The sequence below is a fragment of the Klebsiella ornithinolytica NBRC 105727 = ATCC 31898 genome (assembly GCF_001598295.1).
Lineage (GTDB): Bacteria > Pseudomonadota > Gammaproteobacteria > Enterobacterales > Enterobacteriaceae > Klebsiella > Klebsiella ornithinolytica.
Genome location: NZ_BCYR01000001.1, coordinates 721,339 through 737,340, shown reverse-complemented (window position 1 = coordinate 737,340; position 16,002 = coordinate 721,339). Strand labels below are relative to the sequence as shown.

Sequence of the window (16,002 nt, the reverse complement as noted above, 5' to 3'; positions counted from 1 at the left end):
AGCTTACAGAACCAGCGCGGCAATAGACGCCGAGAGCACGCTCACCAGAGTCGAGCCGTAAACCAGCTTCAGACCAAAGCGGGAAACCACGTTACCCTGTTCTTCGTTCAGACCTTTAATCGCCCCGGCAATAATCCCGATAGAGGAGAAGTTGGCGAAGGAGACCAGGAAGATAGAGATAATGCCTTCAGCGCGCGGAGAGAGCGTGCTGGCAATTTTCTGCAGATCCATCATCGCCACAAACTCGTTCGAAACCAGTTTGGTGGCCATAATACTGCCCACCTGCAGCGCTTCCCCTGCCGGTACGCCCATCACCCAGGCAACCGGATAGAAGATGTAGCCAAGGATCCCCTGGAAGGAGATGCTGTAGCCAAACCAGCCGGTAACGGTAGCGAACAGGGCGTTCAGCGCGGAGATCAAGGCGATGAAACCGATCAGCATGGCTGCAACGATAATGGCAACTTTAAAGCCTGCCAGAATGTATTCACCCAGCATTTCAAAGAAGCTCTGACCTTCATGCAGGTTGGACATCTGCAGGTTTTCTTCGCTTTCTTCGACGCGATACGGGTTAATCAGCGACAGGACAATAAAGGTACTGAACATGTTGAGCACCAGCGCAGCTACGACATATTTAGGCTGCAGCATCGTCATGTAGGCACCGACGATAGACATGGAGACGGTCGACATCGCGGTCGCAGCCATGGTGTACATCCGGTTGCGCGACATTTTGCCCAGAATATCTTTATAGGCGATAAAGTTTTCTGACTGGCCCAGAATCAGGGAACTGACGGCGTTGAATGATTCCAGTTTGCCCATGCCGTTAATCTTGGACAGCACGGTACCAATGGCGCGAATGACGATAGGCAGGATACGAATATGCTGCAAAATCCCGATCAGCGCAGAGATAAAGACGATAGGGCAGAGAACTTTCAGGAAGAAGAAAGCCAGGCCTTTGTCATTCATATTGCCGAAAACAAAGTTTGTCCCTTCGTTTGCAAAGCCGAGAAGTTTTTCGAACATCTCGGAGAAGCCTTTCACAAAACCCAGACCGATATCAGAGTTCAGGAAGAACCATGCCAGCAAAACTTCAATGACAAGTAATTGAATAACATAACGAATACGAATTTGTTTACGGTTATGGCTGACCAGAAGGGCCAGTATAGCCACCACTACGATCGCGAGGATAAAATGCAAGACGCGGTCCATATTTGCTCCAAATATGAGGCAGGTTAAATTTCTGTGCACATTCTATGTAACAAGACCAAAGAAAACGAGATCAAATCCACACTATTGCAATGAACTGTGACTAATCACCAAATTAGTGATCAAACATACATTTTTGTTATGTAGCGTAAAGGTTTTAAAAGTTGCTTAGATTGTACTAATCTGTGATCTGGCGAGATGCAAATTCATCAATGCCACTTTTTTCGTTGTTAGCCGCTATCGTTCCCCCCTATCAAAGCAATAATGATCATCTTCCTAAATGAACTTGATAATCATTCGCATTTTGATAACATAAAACATAGCAAAGGCTATATTTCAGAGGCAGAAAATGACTAGCAGTCGCGTTGAGAATAGCAGCGGTCGCGCAGCGCGCAAGATGAAGCTCGCTTTGATGGGGCCTGCGTTCATTGCTGCCATTGGATATATCGATCCCGGCAACTTCGCCACCAATATTCAGGCGGGCGCCAGCTTCGGCTATCAGCTGCTGTGGGTAGTGGTATGGGCAAATCTGATGGCGATGCTGATTCAGGTGCTATCGGCAAAACTCGGGATTGCTACGGGTAAGAACCTGGCGGAACAGATTCGCGATCACTATCCGCGTCCGGTGGTGTGGTTTTACTGGGTGCAGGCGGAAATTATCGCCATGGCGACCGACCTCGCCGAATTTATTGGGGCAGCCATTGGCTTTAAGCTGATTCTTGGCGTGTCGTTACTGCAGGGCGCAATATTGACCGGGATTGCCACCTTCTTAATCCTGATGCTGCAGCGTCGCGGACAAAAGCCGCTGGAAAAAGCGATCGGTGGTTTACTGCTGTTTGTTGCTGCGGCCTACATTGTGGAACTGATTTTCTCGCAACCGGCGCTGGCGCCGCTGGCGAAAGGGATGATCGTCCCGAGTTTGCCGAACGGTGAAGCCGTGTTCCTTGCCGCCGGTGTGCTCGGCGCGACGATCATGCCACACGTCATCTATTTACACTCGTCGTTAACGCAGAATCTGCACGACGGTACGCGAAAAGAGCGTTATCACGCCACCCGCTGGGACGTTGCGATTGCGATGACCATTGCCGGGTTTGTCAACCTGGCGATGATGGCCACCGCCGCCGCCGCATTTCACTTTAACGGCCACACGGGGATTGCCGACCTGGATCAGGCCTATTTGACGCTGGAACCGCTGTTGAGCCACGCGGCCGCCACCATTTTTGGCCTCAGTCTGGTGGCCGCCGGGTTGTCATCGACGGTGGTGGGAACACTGGCAGGACAGGTCGTCATGCAGGGCTTTATTCGTTTCCATATTCCGCTGTGGTTTCGTCGTGCGGTAACGATGCTGCCTTCGTTTATTGTCATTATGATGGGACTGGACCCGACGAGAATTCTGGTGATGAGTCAGGTGCTGCTGAGCTTTGGCATCGCCCTGGCGCTGGTCCCGCTGCTGATTTTCACCAGTAATTCGCAGCTGATGGGCGATTTGGTCAATACCCTGTGGGTGAAACGGACGGGGTGGGTGATTGTCGGCGTTGTGGTGTTGCTTAATGGTTGGCTACTGGTCGGTACGATTTTCGGGCTGTAATCATGTCGATAGCCATGAAAAAGGGGAGCCATCTGGCTCCCCTTTTTGATTAATGATGGCCATGACCGTGGCCGCGACCGCCGCCTGGCCCTCGTCCCCAGCCGCCGCGTCGGTCATCGCGGTCGTTCCAGCCTTCGCGATAGCCACGTTCGTAGGCTTTACGTTTATCCCAGCCGCGATGCCAGCCGTTATCGTGATGACGCCAGCGGTTATCGCGCCATTCATAGTGACGACGCCAGTAATCACGGTCGCGCCAGCCGCCACCGTCCCAGTAGTTACCGTAATTATCACGATCGCCTATTTGTAATTTTACAGATGGCAGCAGGGTGATCTCTCCGGCATTTGCAACCAGTGGCGCTGTGGCCAAAAGTACCGCAGCCAGAATCAGTGACCTGAACATACTCTTCTCCTTCACGATCGGGGCCTGAGCGCCGGATGATATTGGCGCTCATTGGGCCTGTTAACGTGATAGTACGGGGCGGTAAAGCCCCGCAGCATTGGATGAACTCCTAAATCGCGGATAAGAGCACTTTTTGCTAAAGTAAAATTGAGTTTACGCCGCAAGGATGGCGTCAATTGCCGCACACTCTTCGGTGCCGAAATGGCGATTCGCCAGCATCCCCACGGCATCATCAAGCTGTGTGGTTTTGCTGGCGCCAATCAGTACTGAAGTCACTTTCTCTTCCCGTAAAACCCAGGCCAGAGCCATCTGTGAGAGCTTTTGCCCGCGGGCCGCGGCCAGCGCGTTCAGTTGACGAACCTTCTCGAGCTTCGCCTCGGTTAACTGCTCCGCTTGCAGGAAGCGGCTGCCGCTGGCGGCGCGGGAGTCTGCCGGAATACCCTGTAAATAGCGGTCGGTGAGTTGACCACCTGCCAGCGGTGAAAACGCGATGCTTCCCACCCCTTCAGCCTGCAGAAAATCGAGCAGTCCGTCCTCAACCCAGCGTTCGAGCATGGAATATTTAGGCTGATGAATCAGACACGGTGTCCCGAGGTCATTGAGGATGCGTACCGCTTCGGCAGCCTGCTCAAGCGGATAGTTGGAAAGCCCGACATACAGGGCCTTGCCCTGGCGCACGAGATGGTCCAGCGCACGCATCGTTTCCTGTAACGGTGTTTCGGGATCCGGGCGGTGATGATAGAAGATATCAACGTACTCCAGCCCCATCCGCTTCAGGCTTTGATCGAGACTGGCGACCAGGTATTTACGCGATCCCCAGTCGCCATAGGGGCCGTCCCACATGGTGTAACCGGCTTTACTGGAGATAATCAGTTCATCGCGCCAGGGTAAAAAGTCCTCCCGCAGGATGCGGCCGAAATTGCTTTCCGCCGAGCCCGGAGGCGGCCCGTAATTGTTGGCTAAATCAAAATGGGTTATGCCAAGATCAAAGGCATGTCGCAGCAGCTGACGGCTGGTTTCCACCCGCGTTTCGTCGCCAAAATTGTGCCAGAGGCCGAGTGAAATGGCCGGTAGCTTTAATCCGCTCCGGCCACAACGACGATATTCCATCGTTTGATATCGTGCCGCATTTGCCTGGTAAACCATACTTCCTCCGCAGATAGAACAGGTTGTGTATACGTTTACACTAAAGAATGTTCAGCGCGGAGTACACACTTCAAAGGCGTAAATTTTGCTTTCCACCCCGATTATTGACCGCTATCTGGACAGTTGGATCGCTTATTCAATACTCAGATCACCTGCAACGGGAAGAGGAGTATGGAGATGCAACCGACTTACACCATTGGCGATTATCTGCTGGATCGTCTCGTAGATTGCGGCATAGACCGCTTGTTTGGCGTACCTGGAGATTACAATTTACAATTCCTCGACCGCGTCATCGCGCACGAAGCGTTGGGATGGGTTGGCTGTGCGAATGAGCTGAATGCGGCCTATGCTGCCGACGGATATGCGCGCATTAAAGGCGCCGGGGCGCTGCTGACGACCTATGGCGTCGGCGAGCTGAGCGCCCTTAACGGCGTGGCCGGCAGCTATGCGGAACATATTCCGGTGCTACATATTGTCGGCGCGCCGGGCACCGGCGCCCAGCAGCGCGGAGAACTGCTGCACCATACGCTGGGAGATGGCGACTTCACGCACTTCGCGCGGATGAGCGAGCAGATCACCTGCACGCAGGCGACGTTGACGGCGGGGAATGCCTGCCACGAAATCGATCGCGTGCTGAGCGAGATGCTTACCCACCATCGCCCCGGTTATCTGATGTTACCTGCCGATGTGGCGAAAGCAAAAGCGACGCCGCCGGCTCGTCGTCTGGCGATCGAAGGGCCGCCTGCGGATGAGAATCAGCTGGCCGGGTTTCGTGAACATGCCGGGCAGATGCTGCGCAGCAGTCGGCAGGTATCATTGCTGGCGGATTTCCTCGCCCAGCGCTATGGCCTGCAGGATACGCTACGGATGTGGGTGGCGAAAACACCGATTGCCTGTGCCACGATGCTGATGGGAAAAGGGTTGTTTGATGAACAGCAGCCTGGTTTTGTCGGCACCTATAGCGGTATCGCCAGCGCGCCGCAAACGCGTGAGGCAATTGAAAACGCCGATACGATCATCTGCGTGGGTACCCGCTTCACCGACACCATCACTGCCGGATTTACCCAGCATTTACCCCTTGAACGCACGATTGAAATTCAGCCTTTTGCCGTCAGAGTGGGCGACCACTGGTTCAGCCGTATTCCGATGGATCAAGCCCTTAATGAGTTAATGATTCTGTCCGCCGGTCTGTCAGCAGAGTGGCGGTTGCCAGACTGCTCTGCGCCGGAGGTGGAAAGCGTGACGGGCGGCAGCCTTACGCAGGGAAGTTTCTGGAGTACCGTACAGGAGCAGCTGCGTCCCGGGGATATTATTCTTGCCGATCAGGGAACCGCGGCTTTCGGCGTTGCCGCGCTCAAGCTTCCCTCAGATGCCACCCTGCTGGTCCAGCCGCTGTGGGGATCGATAGGATTTACCTTACCGGCCGCCTACGGTGCCCAAACCGCAGCGCCGGGCAGGCGGGTCGTGCTGATAGTGGGCGATGGGGCAGCTCAGCTGACGATTCAGGAACTGGGGTCGATGCTACGCGATAAACAGAACCCGCTGATCCTGCTGCTTAATAACGAGGGATATACGGTTGAACGAGCGATTCACGGTCCGGAGCAGCGTTACAACGATATTGCGCTGTGGGACTGGAACCGTTTGCCGGGAGCCTTCGCCCCCAATGTCCCTTCCCGATGCTGGCGCGTGACGCGGACGGAAGAGCTTGAAGAGGCGATGGCCGACAGTATTGGCTCCGATAAGCTGACGCTGGTGGAGGTTATGCTGCCCAAAATGGATATTCCTGACTTCCTGCGCGCGGTAACCCAGGCTCTGGAAGAGAGAAACAGCCGCGTCTAGTCGTTTCGTCGCCTGGCTATCATCATCGGCTTCCCGGCCAACAGCAGCCAGGCCGGGAGCATCACGATACACAGCAGCGGTAGCAGCGTCGTATCCGGTACGACGACCGCCGCCATAAACAGGCTGAGCCAGCCATCGCGGGTGACCACCAGAGTCATGCCCAGGATGGCGCAGGAGACCGTGATAGCGGCCGGAACGGCATCGACATGGGCGTGCAGCATAAAGCCGAGCGCCACGCCGACGAAGACCGCGGGGAATATTCGCCCGCCGCGAAAACCACTGGCTGCGGCGATCACCAGCGCCGCCAGCTTCACCAGCGCAATCAGTAAAAAGTCGCCGGCCGTCAGGGTCTGGCTTAAGGCGATTTGCTGCATCTCCTCCAGGCCTTTAAACAGCGTTATATGTCCGCCAGCAGCGCCGAGAATCCCCAGCAGCAGACCGCCGAGACCCAGCGTCAGCACCGGATTTTTCAGGCGGTTCATCAACGCATGTAGCCGCGGTAAGCACCAGACGGCCACCATGCCTACGGCAATGGCGATAAGCGTGACGATAGCGCCGCTTATGATATCAACGAAATGCATTTGCGGATAAACGGGGATGGGCAACGAGAAATGAGGATGGAAGAACAGATCCGTCGTCAGGGCGCCCGCCGCTGCCGCCAGCAGGGGGGCGAACAAGCGATCCCACAGCGGCACATCGTTACTGCTGTTGAGGGTTTGCGAAAAAATTAACGCGGCGGCCACCGGGGTGCCAAACAGCGCGCCGATCGTGCCGGAGGCGGCAAGAATGGTCCAGTCCAGCGAACTGACGCGGGGAAACAGACGAGAGCCGATTGCCACCGCAAGGGCGATATTCATTACCATTATGGGATGTTCCGGCCCAAGGCTGACGCCGCCCGCGAGACCTAATACGAGTGCTGCGACCAGACCCGGCAGCGCGCCGGTACTGATGGGCGCGCCAATTAATGATTCGGTGGCCGGGTCCGGCCCGGCATGTCCTGGGCTGAAACGGACCACCAGTCCCACGGCGATGCCGGTTAGCGTGAGTACGGCGATAGTCCACACCTGCCCGCTGGCCTCGATGCCTAAACTCAACGGCACGCTGGACCAGATAACATGCTGCAATATGGCCGCAATCTTCATCGTCACAATCAATACCAGGCTGGAAGCGATACCTATAATCACGGCGGGTATCGATAACAACAGCATCGTTCTGGCGCGCGGATGCAGCATGAAACATTTCCTTTTAAAGGTCGTGAAGCACGATTTTGCCCGTGCCTCTGAGGGGCGTCGATGCAAATGATGCTGAAACGATAAACTGATGGCTATGCCTGACGATCCCGCAGTGCGTTGACAATCATTTTGCACAGATTACAACCTAAATGTGACATAGGTCGCTAAACTGTGGGCACTTATACGTTGGCCGTTGTTGTTAAGGCATCATGAATTTACAGTGTGCCAAAAGAATCATTTTGACTTTAGTGGAGCCGTAACGGAATGACAAAATTTGCTTTAGTAGGAGACGTCGGCGGAACCAATGCCCGACTGGCATTATGTGATATTGCAAGCGGGGAGATTTCCCGGGCAAAAACCTATTCCGGGCTCGATTACCCCAGTCTTGAAGCCGTTGTCCGCGTCTATCTTGACGAGCAGGGCGTTGAGGTTGAAGACGGTTGCATCGCCATCGCCTGTCCGATCACCGGTGACTGGGTGGCAATGACCAACCATACGTGGGCTTTTTCCATCGCAGAGATGAAAAAGAACCTCGGGTTCTCACATCTGGAGATCATCAACGATTTTACTGCGGTATCGATGGCGATCCCGATGCTGAAAGCTGAGCATCTGATTCAGTTTGGCGGCACGACGCCGGTAGAGGGAAAACCTATCGCCGTCTACGGCGCAGGAACCGGCCTGGGCGTTGCGCATCTGGTGCATGTCGACAAACGCTGGGTGAGTCTGCCGGGGGAAGGGGGGCACGTTGATTTTGCGCCGAACAGCGAAGAAGAGGGGATTATCCTCGAAGAGCTGCGCGCTGAGCTGGGGCATGTGTCGGCCGAGCGTGTGTTATCCGGCCCGGGGCTGGTTAATCTGTATCGGGCGATAGTGAAATCAGACGGCCGCCTGCCGGAAAACCTCCAGCCGAAAGATGTGACCGAACGCGCGCTGGCTGACACCTGTATCGATTGCCGTCGTGCGCTGTCGCTGTTCTGCGTGATAATGGGTCGCTTTGGCGGCAACCTGGCGCTGACGCTGGCTACCTTCGGCGGCGTGTATATTGCTGGCGGCATCGTCCCGCGCTTCCTGGAGTTCTTTAAAGCTTCCGGTTTCCGCGGCGGGTTTGAAGACAAGGGGCGCTTTAAAGCCTTCGTCCAGGATATTCCGGTCTACCTGATCGTGCACGATAATCCGGGCCTGCTGGGGTCCGGGGCGCATCTGCGCCAGACGCTCGGACAGATTCTCTAATCTTGTCATAGCCAGCCCGTTCCGGCGCAATCGTGCGCGGGCGGGCTACTCTCTTCGGTATACCCCTGCTACAGATGCATGAGCTGGCGAAATTCTTTGACCTTGCTGCGGCTGACCGGCACCTGAAACTCCAGATCGCGTAAGCGCAGAATATAGGTGTTGTTGAACCAGGGTTCAATCTCGCGAATTTTATTCAGGTTAACGCAGTATGAGCGGTGGCAGCGGAAGAAGTGTGCGGGCGGCAGCTTGCCGCAAAACTCCGTAATGTTCATTGGCATCACGAATGATTCCCGTCGGGTGTAGACAAAGGTCATTTTTTCGTGGGCTTCCGCATAGTAAATATCGTGAATACTGGTCACGATAATTCGCTCATCTTTAATGAGATTGATCGTGTCATTTTCCCGCTGCGGATTGGCAGCCGTCCCGGTCTGGCTGCCTGTCTGCTGCTGTAGTTGCCAGGCGCTGGCCAGCTTTTGCAGCATGTTAATGATGCGTGATTCCTGATACGGCTTCAGAATGTAGTCAAATGCTTCCAGTTCAAATGCCTCTACCGCGTGCTCTTTCCACGCGGTGATAAACACAATAAACGGTTTATGCGCGAACTGGCTGATATTCTGCGCCAGCAGAACGCCGTCCAGAGAAGGGATGTTGATGTCGAGAAAAATGGCATCAACCTTGTTGTGCTGCAGGAACTTCAGCACGTCCAGCCCGTCGTCGAACGTCCCGACAATCTCCATCTGGCTGTGGGTGTTAATTAACCACGTGAGCTCCTGCTGCGCCGGGAACTCATCTTCAACTATGATGACTTTCATTTTTTCTCCGTTCATGGCAACAGAGACACCGGAGTGGTCTGGGAAGCAAGCTTGTTAGGCACGTAGAACGCAATTTCCGTTCCCGGATTCATGCGGCGGATATGGAGTCCTTCGCCATACAGCAATTTTACCCGATGGTGGACGTTGAGCAGGCCGATCTTATTACCCGGCATTTCATCCGCCTCTACCCGCGCGACCACGGCAGGATCGATACCATTCCCGGTATCGCGAACGCTAATCCGCACCCGATTACCACACTCGTTGATGCCGAGGGTGACGACGCCTTTGCCTTTGCACGGCTGGATCCCGTGGACAATGGCATTTTCCACCAGCGGCTGAATCAGCAGGCTCGGTATCACGCAGCTGACCTCATCGTCGATGTCGTAGATGACGGTAAGCTTGTCGCCGAAGCGCGCCTGTTCGATGGCAATATAATCCTTGATTTGGTACAGCTCTCTTTTGATATCAATCTGTTCGTCGTCTTTTAATTCAATGTTATAGCGTAAATAGCGCGACAAATTAAAAATGAGCTGACGGGCGGTATCCGGATTCATGCGGATCGAGGATGAAATCGCATTGAGGGCGTTAAAGAGAAAGTGCGGGTTGATTTTGCTCTGTAGGGCGCGCAGCTCGGCCTTGTTGGCCATTTCACGCAGCTGTTCTGCCCGCGAGACCTCCAGCTGAGTAGAGATGATTTGCGACAGGCCGACGGCCATCTCCTGCAGGGACGAGGTGATGCGGTGGGCATGGCAGTAATAAATTTTCAGCGTACCGGTCACCACGCCTTTCTCCCGTAGCGGAATGACCAGCATGGAGTGAATCTCCGGCGTTCTGTAGGCCTCATCATTGTTTTTAATAATGATTTTCCCACTCTCGATAGCCTGGCGCGTGGTGGGGCTGATGTCATTATCACTATCGTGATAGTTGCTTTCGCCAAACCCGACGTAGGCCAGAACCCGATCGGTAGTGGTGATGGCCACCGCGTCGGCATTGATATCGCGGCGAATAATGTCGCACACCTGGCGCAGGGATTCGCTGTTCACATGACGGAAGAGCGGCAGCGTTTTGTTGGCGATATCCAGCGCCAGTTTTGCCTGGCGCGCGGCGCTGGCCTCCTTTTCACCCTCGACGCTCTGGACCAGTAGCACGATAAAGCCGATACAGACGCTGCCGAGGATCATCGGGATGCCGATTTTGGAGACGATATCAATGCCCAGCGAAAACGACGGTGCCCAAAAGACCACAAGGATCATGGTTAAGGTTTCGCAGAGCATCCCGGCGAGAATCCCGATCTTCCAGCGCTGAGCTTTCGGCACTTTGCGATTAATCAGCCCTGACAACAACCCGGCGACAATACTGGTGATAAAGCAGGGGATAGCGGTTACACCATCGATATCAATAAGATAGCGATGAACGCCGGCAATCACCCCAACGATAGCTCCGACCCAGGGGCCAAACAGAATTCCCCCGGACATCACCGCGATAATCCGCACGTTGACCAGAGAACCCTCTACCGGCACGCCAGACCAGGTACTGAACAGCGCAAACAGGGAAAAAATGGCGATAACCGCCAGCAGCTCTTTCGGCGTATGTGCAGATTTATGCAGTAGCTCGCGAAACAGGCGCAGACGGATAAGGAAAAAAAGGCAAATCAACATGAGTGCCGCGCGGTCAAAAACCGCCAGCAGCATTGTGAATATTTCGTGCATGGGTGCGCCGTGTCTATCGCGGGAAAGCAACATGATAAAAAACCTCGCGGCAGAAGGCCAGCCGAAGCGTCGAATAGGGAAAAGTCATACTAAAAAAAGGGGATTGATCGCCGGGCCGGTGTCAACCTGATAAGCGGAGGGTGAATGATAAAAACAGGTAAACTAATAGATATTAATATGTTGCATCTAATTTTCGTACCGGCTAAATCGAGGACCTCTGCCGCTGCATGCCATGATGCAGATGCCCGCTTTTTTCGCCGACGATTATTTTTTTCTCACCCCCTCGACAGCATCATTTTTTTCGGGTTATTTTCTAAGCTCGTCGCAAACGCGACAGCGTCGCTCGGACGGTCCGGGCGCTAACGTTACTCTGAGGAATCTATGACTGCATCCAGTCCTGAACGCCGTTTTACGCGTATCGATCGTCTGCCCCCTTACGTTTTTAATATTACTGCTGAACTGAAAATGGCTGCGCGTCGGCGCGGTGAAGATATTATCGATTTCAGCATGGGCAACCCGGACGGCGCGACGCCGCCGCATATCGTGGAAAAACTTTGCACCGTTGCCCAGCGGCCCGATACGCACGGCTACTCCACCTCCCGCGGTATTCCTCGTCTGCGCCGCGCCATTTCGCGCTGGTATCAGGATCGCTATAACGTTGAGATCGATCCGGAATCGGAAGCGATTGTTACAATTGGCTCAAAAGAGGGGCTGGCGCATCTGATGCTGGCGACGCTGGATCATGGCGACACGGTGCTGGTGCCCAATCCAAGCTACCCGATCCATATCTATGGCGCGGTTATTGCCGGGGCGCAGGTGCGTTCAGTGCCGCTGGTGGAAGGCGTTGATTTCTTCAATGAGCTGGAGCGGGCGATTCGTGAAAGCTACCCGAAACCGAAAATGATGATCCTCGGTTTCCCGTCCAATCCGACCGCGCAGTGCGTCGAACTGGAATTCTTTGAAAAAGTGGTCGCGCTGGCCAAGCGTTACGATGTGCTGGTGGTACACGATCTGGCCTATGCCGATATCGTTTATGATGGCTGGAAGGCCCCTTCGATTATGGAAGTCCCCGGCGCGCGCGATGTGGCCGTGGAGTTCTTTACCCTCTCCAAAAGCTACAACATGGCCGGCTGGCGTATCGGCTTCATGGTCGGTAATAAAACGCTGGTCAATGCCTTGGCGCGTATTAAAAGCTATCACGATTATGGCACCTTCACTCCATTGCAGGTCGCGGCAATTGCGGCCCTGGAAGGCGACCAGCAGTGCGTTCGCGATATCGCCGAGCAGTACAAGCGCCGTCGCGATGTGCTGGTTAAAGGGCTGCACGAAGCAGGCTGGATGGTCGAGTGTCCGAAGGCATCCATGTACGTTTGGGCGAAGATCCCCGAGCAGTATGCGGCGCTGGGCTCTCTGGAGTTTGCGAAAAAGCTGCTGCAGGACGCGAAAGTATGCGTTTCGCCGGGTATCGGCTTCGGCGATTACGGGGATACCCATGTGCGTTTTGCGCTTATCGAAAATCGCGATCGTATCCGCCAGGCCATTCGCGGGATCAAATCGATGTTTCGTGCCGACGGGCTGTTGCCAGCATCGGGCAAGTCAGCCGGCGAAAGCCTCGAATAAAGGCGCGAAATAAAGAAACGCAGCAACAAAAAACGGGAGCCGCTGGCTCCCGTTTTTTTTGACTCTGGCTGTGCTTAAATCATCAGGGCAAAAGTACCGGCCCAAACGATGACCATAAAAGATACGCCCATAATAAAGTATTTCACGACTCATCACTCCGCGTTCTCGGCGAAACGCCTAAATGAATTTAATCTTCATTGTTGATTCTGATCCGTCGCAGCAAAACCAGAGGATTCCGGCGGCCGCGGCAGGTCGAAATTCTGTGCTGTAACTGCTCCAGATGGCGCTAATGTACGCCTAAAAAATGAGGGAAACAAGGGGCATTTTTTTATTAATTTTTAGTTACTTACGAGTGTCGTGATTCGGCGACACATTAATTTCATTCGGTAATAAATTCCATTCTGGCGACGGCTTTTTGCCGTTGCCGCCGTGATGCGATAGCTGTTTGATTTTGGGATTTATTCTCCTGGCGATGCCAACGATGCGCTGCGGGAAACGCTCTCCCGCGGCGCAACATTCGGGCTTAATCGGCGGCGCGTTCAGGCCGGTGCCAGGCCTGCGGATAGCGTGCCGGTACAAAACGCAGGGTGACGCCCATCAGAGCAGCGACGCAGACGGCATGAAACGCCCAGTCCAGCACATAATTGCCGCTCAGGCTTCGCAGCAGACCCGACAACCACGGGGAGGCGCCGGCCAGCATAAAACCGATGCCCTGCATAAAGGCCACCAGTCGGCCTGCAATCGCCGGATGGCGGGCGTGATCGAGCGCCAGGACCAGGCACAACGGGAATGCGCCGCCTAATCCTATGCCGCCGCACACGGCCCATAGCAGCGGGAGCTGTAGCGGCAGCCAGATAAACCCGCAGAAACCAATAAGCTGCAGCACCAGCGTCAATAGTAATAGTTTGCGGCGATCGTCGTGACGTGCCAGCATCGGTATCAGCAACGCGCCGGCGGTCTGGCCTACGGTCATCATGGCCAGCAGGGTTCCGCTAAACTGAGCGCTATAGCCCAACTGCATGTAATAAGGGGGCAGCCAGGCGATCAGACTGGCGTAGCCGCCGTTAATCAGACCGAAGTACAGCCCGAGCGTCCAGGCGCGGCGGCGGCGGAAAACGGACCCGCTGACCTGAGGTGCGGCCTGATGTTGCCCGGCAGGTCGCATGCGGCTGACTGACCACCAGCCGAGCAGCGCTGCGATGGCGGGAAGAGCCCACCAGGCGAGCGCGTGATGCCAAAGGGCGCTGTGCCGCGCCAGCCACGGCGTCAACGCGGCTCCCAGGCCTCCGCCGCCCATGAGCGCCGCTGACCACAGCCCCATGACCTGCGGCGTTCGCTGGGGAAACTGACGCTTTATCACTGCCGGAATCGTCGCCTGAATAATACCGATTCCGATCCCGCCGAGCAGGGCGCTACTCAGCAGCAGCCCGCTGTGCGGCGTGAATTCACGAAGCACGGCGCCAGAGGCGATCATCATCAGGCTCAGTACCATCCCGCGACTTTCGCTGATATGGCGCTGAGTCCACGGACTTGCCAGCGCCAGGAGTCCCATCGCGATAACCGGGATCGCGGTGAGTAGCGAAACGAGGGTAAATCCCATTCCGCTGGCCTGTTGTAGCTGGGGAAGAAGCGGGCCGATGGAGGTCAAAAGCGGGCGCATATTGATGCCGATCAGTACCAGCACCAGAAGCATCAGGCCGTTGCGCGACATCGGGCTCATTTTTGCTTATCCGCCCACAGCTGATAAAGCGCGAGGCCTTCGGGCTGAGGGCTATGGTGAATCGGGAGTGATTGCGTTTCCAGCGGTTGACTTAGCTGATGGTAGATAGCGGCGGTGGAGAGCCGGAAGGGCTCGCCATCCCGGTTACTGTTGGCGAAATAAACCTCGCGGATGCCGGTCAAATAGATAGCGCTCAGGCACATCGGGCAGGGCTGACCGCTGGCATAAATGATGCACTCGCTGAGTACCTGGCTGCCCAGACGCTGTGAGACGTCGCGAATGGCGTTGAGTTCGGCATGTGCGGTCGGATCGCCGTTTTGATGCAGGGTATTGACGGCCCGGGCGACAATATCACCCCTGTGGACGATGAGCGCGCCAAACGGACGCCTGCCGTTTTCAACATTGGCTGTGGCGAGGGCGATGGCGTGCTGAAGATAACTATCGTGAACTGACATAGCGGCTCCGGAGAGGAAAGGCAGATATGTTGCGGGAAGAGGAACTTTATGGCTGTACACAGGGCAGAGTACGCATTTTATTTTATAAGTTAAAAGACTTATTTATGATTGACTCTATTGGTTTTACTTATAGGAGTGCCCATGCTGCTACGCCATCTCACCTGTTTTCTGGCGGTTGCGGAACATCGCAGTTTTACCCGAGCCGCGACGGCGCTGCATGTTTCGCAGCCGGCGCTTTCTCAACAGATCCGCCAGCTTGAAGAGCTGCTGGGCGTCCTGTTATTTGACCGCAGCGGGCGGCAGATTCGTTTGACCGATTCCGGCGAGGTCTGGCTCACTTATGCCCGCCGGGTGCTACAGGAACTGGAAGAGGGTAAACGAGCGCTGCTGGATGTAGAAGACCTGCAGCGGGGAACGCTGCGGGTGGCGATGACGCCGACGTTTACGACCTACTTTATGGGGCCGCTGGTAGCGGCTTTTTATCAGCGTTATCCGAACATCACGCTGACGATGCGTGAAATGGCCCAGCAGCGGATGGAAGCGTTATTGCTTAACGACGAGCTGGATGCCGGGATTGCTTTTGCCGATAGCGGCTCAAGGGATATTGTGGCCACGCCTTTATTCAGCGAAACGCTGGCGCTGGTGGTGGGGCGACATCATCCGCTGGCGGGTCAGCGCCGTATGAAGCTGGAGGCGCTCAATCAGCAATCGTTGATTTTATTGAGCGAGGAGTTTGCGACGCGTGGGCAAATCGACAGCTATTGCCGGCAGCACGGTATTCAGCCAACGGTGCACATGGAGGCCAACTCTATCAGCGCGGTGCTGACGGTGATTCAACATACCCAGCTTGCGACGCTGTTACCGGCCGCCATCGTACGGGACCGCGACGATCTGGTGGCGGTGACGCTCATGCCGGTGCTGCTGGAGCGAACGGCTTGCCTGCTGCAGCACAAAGAGGCCTGGCAGAGTGCCGCGGCGCGCGCGTTTAGCGCGATGGCATTACAGATCGCCGGGGAGCTTAGCGGTGGGAAAACCTTGTGATAGTGTC

The 16,002-nt window shown here is 55.4% G+C and carries 14 protein-coding genes; 5 read left to right on the top strand and 9 right to left on the bottom strand.

Annotation, left to right across the window (positions count from 1 at the left end; translation table 11 throughout):
- Positions 1–3: 3 nt before the first annotated feature.
- Entirely contained in the window at positions 4–1,206 is a 1,203-nt protein-coding gene (locus tag ROR01S_RS03220; RefSeq protein WP_004865408.1) for a NupC/NupG family nucleoside CNT transporter, read from the bottom strand.
- Positions 1,207–1,552: 346 nt separating this feature from the next.
- Here ROR01S_RS03220 and ROR01S_RS03215 point away from each other — a divergent pair, with 346 nt between their 5' ends.
- A complete protein-coding gene (locus tag ROR01S_RS03215; RefSeq protein ID WP_004865403.1) occupies positions 1,553–2,791 on the top strand; it encodes an Nramp family divalent metal transporter in 1,239 nt (412 codons plus the stop codon).
- Positions 2,792–2,840: 49 nt separating this feature from the next.
- Here the strand turns inward: ROR01S_RS03215 and ROR01S_RS03210 are convergent, their stop codons facing one another.
- Positions 2,841–3,191, bottom strand: coding sequence for a DUF2502 domain-containing protein (locus ROR01S_RS03210; protein ID WP_004865399.1), 351 nt, complete (start codon positions 3,189–3,191; stop codon positions 2,841–2,843).
- Between the two features lie 153 nt (positions 3,192–3,344).
- Positions 3,345–4,337: an L-glyceraldehyde 3-phosphate reductase gene (gene mgrA, locus ROR01S_RS03205; protein WP_048023293.1), complete on the bottom strand. Its 993-nt coding sequence runs from the start codon at positions 4,335–4,337 to the stop codon at positions 3,345–3,347.
- A gap of 177 nt (positions 4,338–4,514) precedes the next feature.
- On the opposite strand from mgrA, the gene ROR01S_RS03200 reads away from it, so the two are divergent.
- Positions 4,515–6,176: an alpha-keto acid decarboxylase family protein gene (locus ROR01S_RS03200; RefSeq protein WP_004865393.1), complete on the top strand. Its 1,662-nt coding sequence runs from the start codon at positions 4,515–4,517 to the stop codon at positions 6,174–6,176.
- On the opposite strand, the gene ROR01S_RS03195 is transcribed toward ROR01S_RS03200, so the two are convergent.
- Complete coding sequence (locus ROR01S_RS03195; protein WP_004865391.1) at positions 6,173–7,408, bottom strand: ion channel protein; 1,236 nt, start codon at positions 7,406–7,408, stop codon at positions 6,173–6,175. The genes ROR01S_RS03200 and ROR01S_RS03195 overlap by 4 nt on opposite strands.
- 264 nt (positions 7,409–7,672) lie before the next feature.
- Between ROR01S_RS03195 and glk the strand changes: the two genes are divergently transcribed.
- Positions 7,673–8,638: a glucokinase gene (gene glk, locus ROR01S_RS03190; RefSeq protein ID WP_064359101.1), complete on the top strand. Its 966-nt coding sequence runs from the start codon at positions 7,673–7,675 to the stop codon at positions 8,636–8,638.
- Positions 8,639–8,706: 68 nt separating this feature from the next.
- Here glk and ROR01S_RS03185 read toward each other — a convergent pair whose 3' ends face one another.
- Complete coding sequence (locus ROR01S_RS03185) at positions 8,707–9,450, bottom strand: LytR/AlgR family response regulator transcription factor (RefSeq protein ID WP_015583744.1); 744 nt, start codon at positions 9,448–9,450, stop codon at positions 8,707–8,709.
- Between the two features lie 11 nt (positions 9,451–9,461).
- Positions 9,462–11,159, bottom strand: coding sequence for a sensor histidine kinase (locus ROR01S_RS03180; RefSeq protein WP_015583745.1), 1,698 nt, complete (start codon positions 11,157–11,159; stop codon positions 9,462–9,464).
- Between the two features lie 381 nt (positions 11,160–11,540).
- On the opposite strand from ROR01S_RS03180, the gene alaC reads away from it, so the two are divergent.
- On the top strand, positions 11,541–12,779 hold the full coding sequence (alaC, locus tag ROR01S_RS03175) for an alanine transaminase (RefSeq protein ID WP_004865380.1): 1,239 nt from the start codon (positions 11,541–11,543) through the stop codon (positions 12,777–12,779).
- A 74-nt stretch (positions 12,780–12,853) separates the two neighbouring features.
- Here the strand turns inward: alaC and ypdK are convergent, their stop codons facing one another.
- The 3 genes from ypdK to ROR01S_RS03165 all read right to left on the bottom strand — a co-directional run bounded on the left by ypdK (position 12,854) and on the right by ROR01S_RS03165 (position 14,954).
- Positions 12,854–12,925 (bottom strand): membrane protein YpdK, encoded by a 72-nt coding sequence (gene ypdK, locus ROR01S_RS26945; RefSeq protein ID WP_099130696.1) that lies wholly within the window; start codon positions 12,923–12,925, stop codon positions 12,854–12,856.
- A 377-nt stretch (positions 12,926–13,302) separates the two neighbouring features.
- Positions 13,303–14,499 carry a cyanate transporter gene (locus ROR01S_RS03170; protein WP_064359100.1) on the bottom strand — a complete coding sequence of 399 codons (1,197 nt, stop codon included), beginning with the start codon at positions 14,497–14,499 and terminating at the stop codon, positions 13,303–13,305.
- Complete coding sequence (locus tag ROR01S_RS03165; protein WP_064359099.1) at positions 14,496–14,954, bottom strand: nucleoside deaminase; 459 nt, start codon at positions 14,952–14,954, stop codon at positions 14,496–14,498. Before ROR01S_RS03165 ends, ROR01S_RS03170 begins: the two co-directional genes overlap by 4 nt.
- Before the next feature lie 141 nt (positions 14,955–15,095).
- On the opposite strand from ROR01S_RS03165, the gene cynR reads away from it, so the two are divergent.
- Positions 15,096–15,995: a transcriptional regulator CynR gene (gene cynR, locus ROR01S_RS03160; protein WP_064359098.1), complete on the top strand. Its 900-nt coding sequence runs from the start codon at positions 15,096–15,098 to the stop codon at positions 15,993–15,995.
- The last annotated feature ends 7 nt before the right edge of the window (positions 15,996–16,002 follow it).

Excerpts from the sequence above, each read along its gene's own strand:
- cynR (WP_064359098.1), top strand. The coding sequence starts at position 15,096 with ATGCTGCTACGCCATCTCACCTGTTTTCTGGCGGTTGCGGAACATCGC.
- mgrA (WP_048023293.1), bottom strand. The coding sequence starts at position 4,337 with ATGGTTTACCAGGCAAATGCGGCACGATATCAAACGATGGAATATCGT.
- ROR01S_RS03170 (WP_064359100.1), bottom strand. The coding sequence starts at position 14,499 with ATGAGCCCGATGTCGCGCAACGGCCTGATGCTTCTGGTGCTGGTACTG.
- ROR01S_RS03200 (WP_004865393.1), top strand. The coding sequence starts at position 4,515 with ATGCAACCGACTTACACCATTGGCGATTATCTGCTGGATCGTCTCGTA.
- alaC (WP_004865380.1), top strand. The coding sequence starts at position 11,541 with ATGACTGCATCCAGTCCTGAACGCCGTTTTACGCGTATCGATCGTCTG.
- ROR01S_RS03215 (WP_004865403.1), top strand. The coding sequence starts at position 1,553 with ATGACTAGCAGTCGCGTTGAGAATAGCAGCGGTCGCGCAGCGCGCAAG.
- glk (WP_064359101.1), top strand. The coding sequence starts at position 7,673 with ATGACAAAATTTGCTTTAGTAGGAGACGTCGGCGGAACCAATGCCCGA.
- ROR01S_RS03220 (WP_004865408.1), bottom strand. The coding sequence starts at position 1,206 with ATGGACCGCGTCTTGCATTTTATCCTCGCGATCGTAGTGGTGGCTATA.
- ROR01S_RS03210 (WP_004865399.1), bottom strand. The coding sequence starts at position 3,191 with ATGTTCAGGTCACTGATTCTGGCTGCGGTACTTTTGGCCACAGCGCCA.
- ROR01S_RS03165 (WP_064359099.1), bottom strand. The coding sequence starts at position 14,954 with ATGTCAGTTCACGATAGTTATCTTCAGCACGCCATCGCCCTCGCCACA.
- ROR01S_RS03195 (WP_004865391.1), bottom strand. The coding sequence starts at position 7,408 with ATGCTGCATCCGCGCGCCAGAACGATGCTGTTGTTATCGATACCCGCC.
- ROR01S_RS03185 (WP_015583744.1), bottom strand. The coding sequence starts at position 9,450 with ATGAAAGTCATCATAGTTGAAGATGAGTTCCCGGCGCAGCAGGAGCTC.
- ROR01S_RS03180 (WP_015583745.1), bottom strand. The coding sequence starts at position 11,159 with ATGCACGAAATATTCACAATGCTGCTGGCGGTTTTTGACCGCGCGGCA.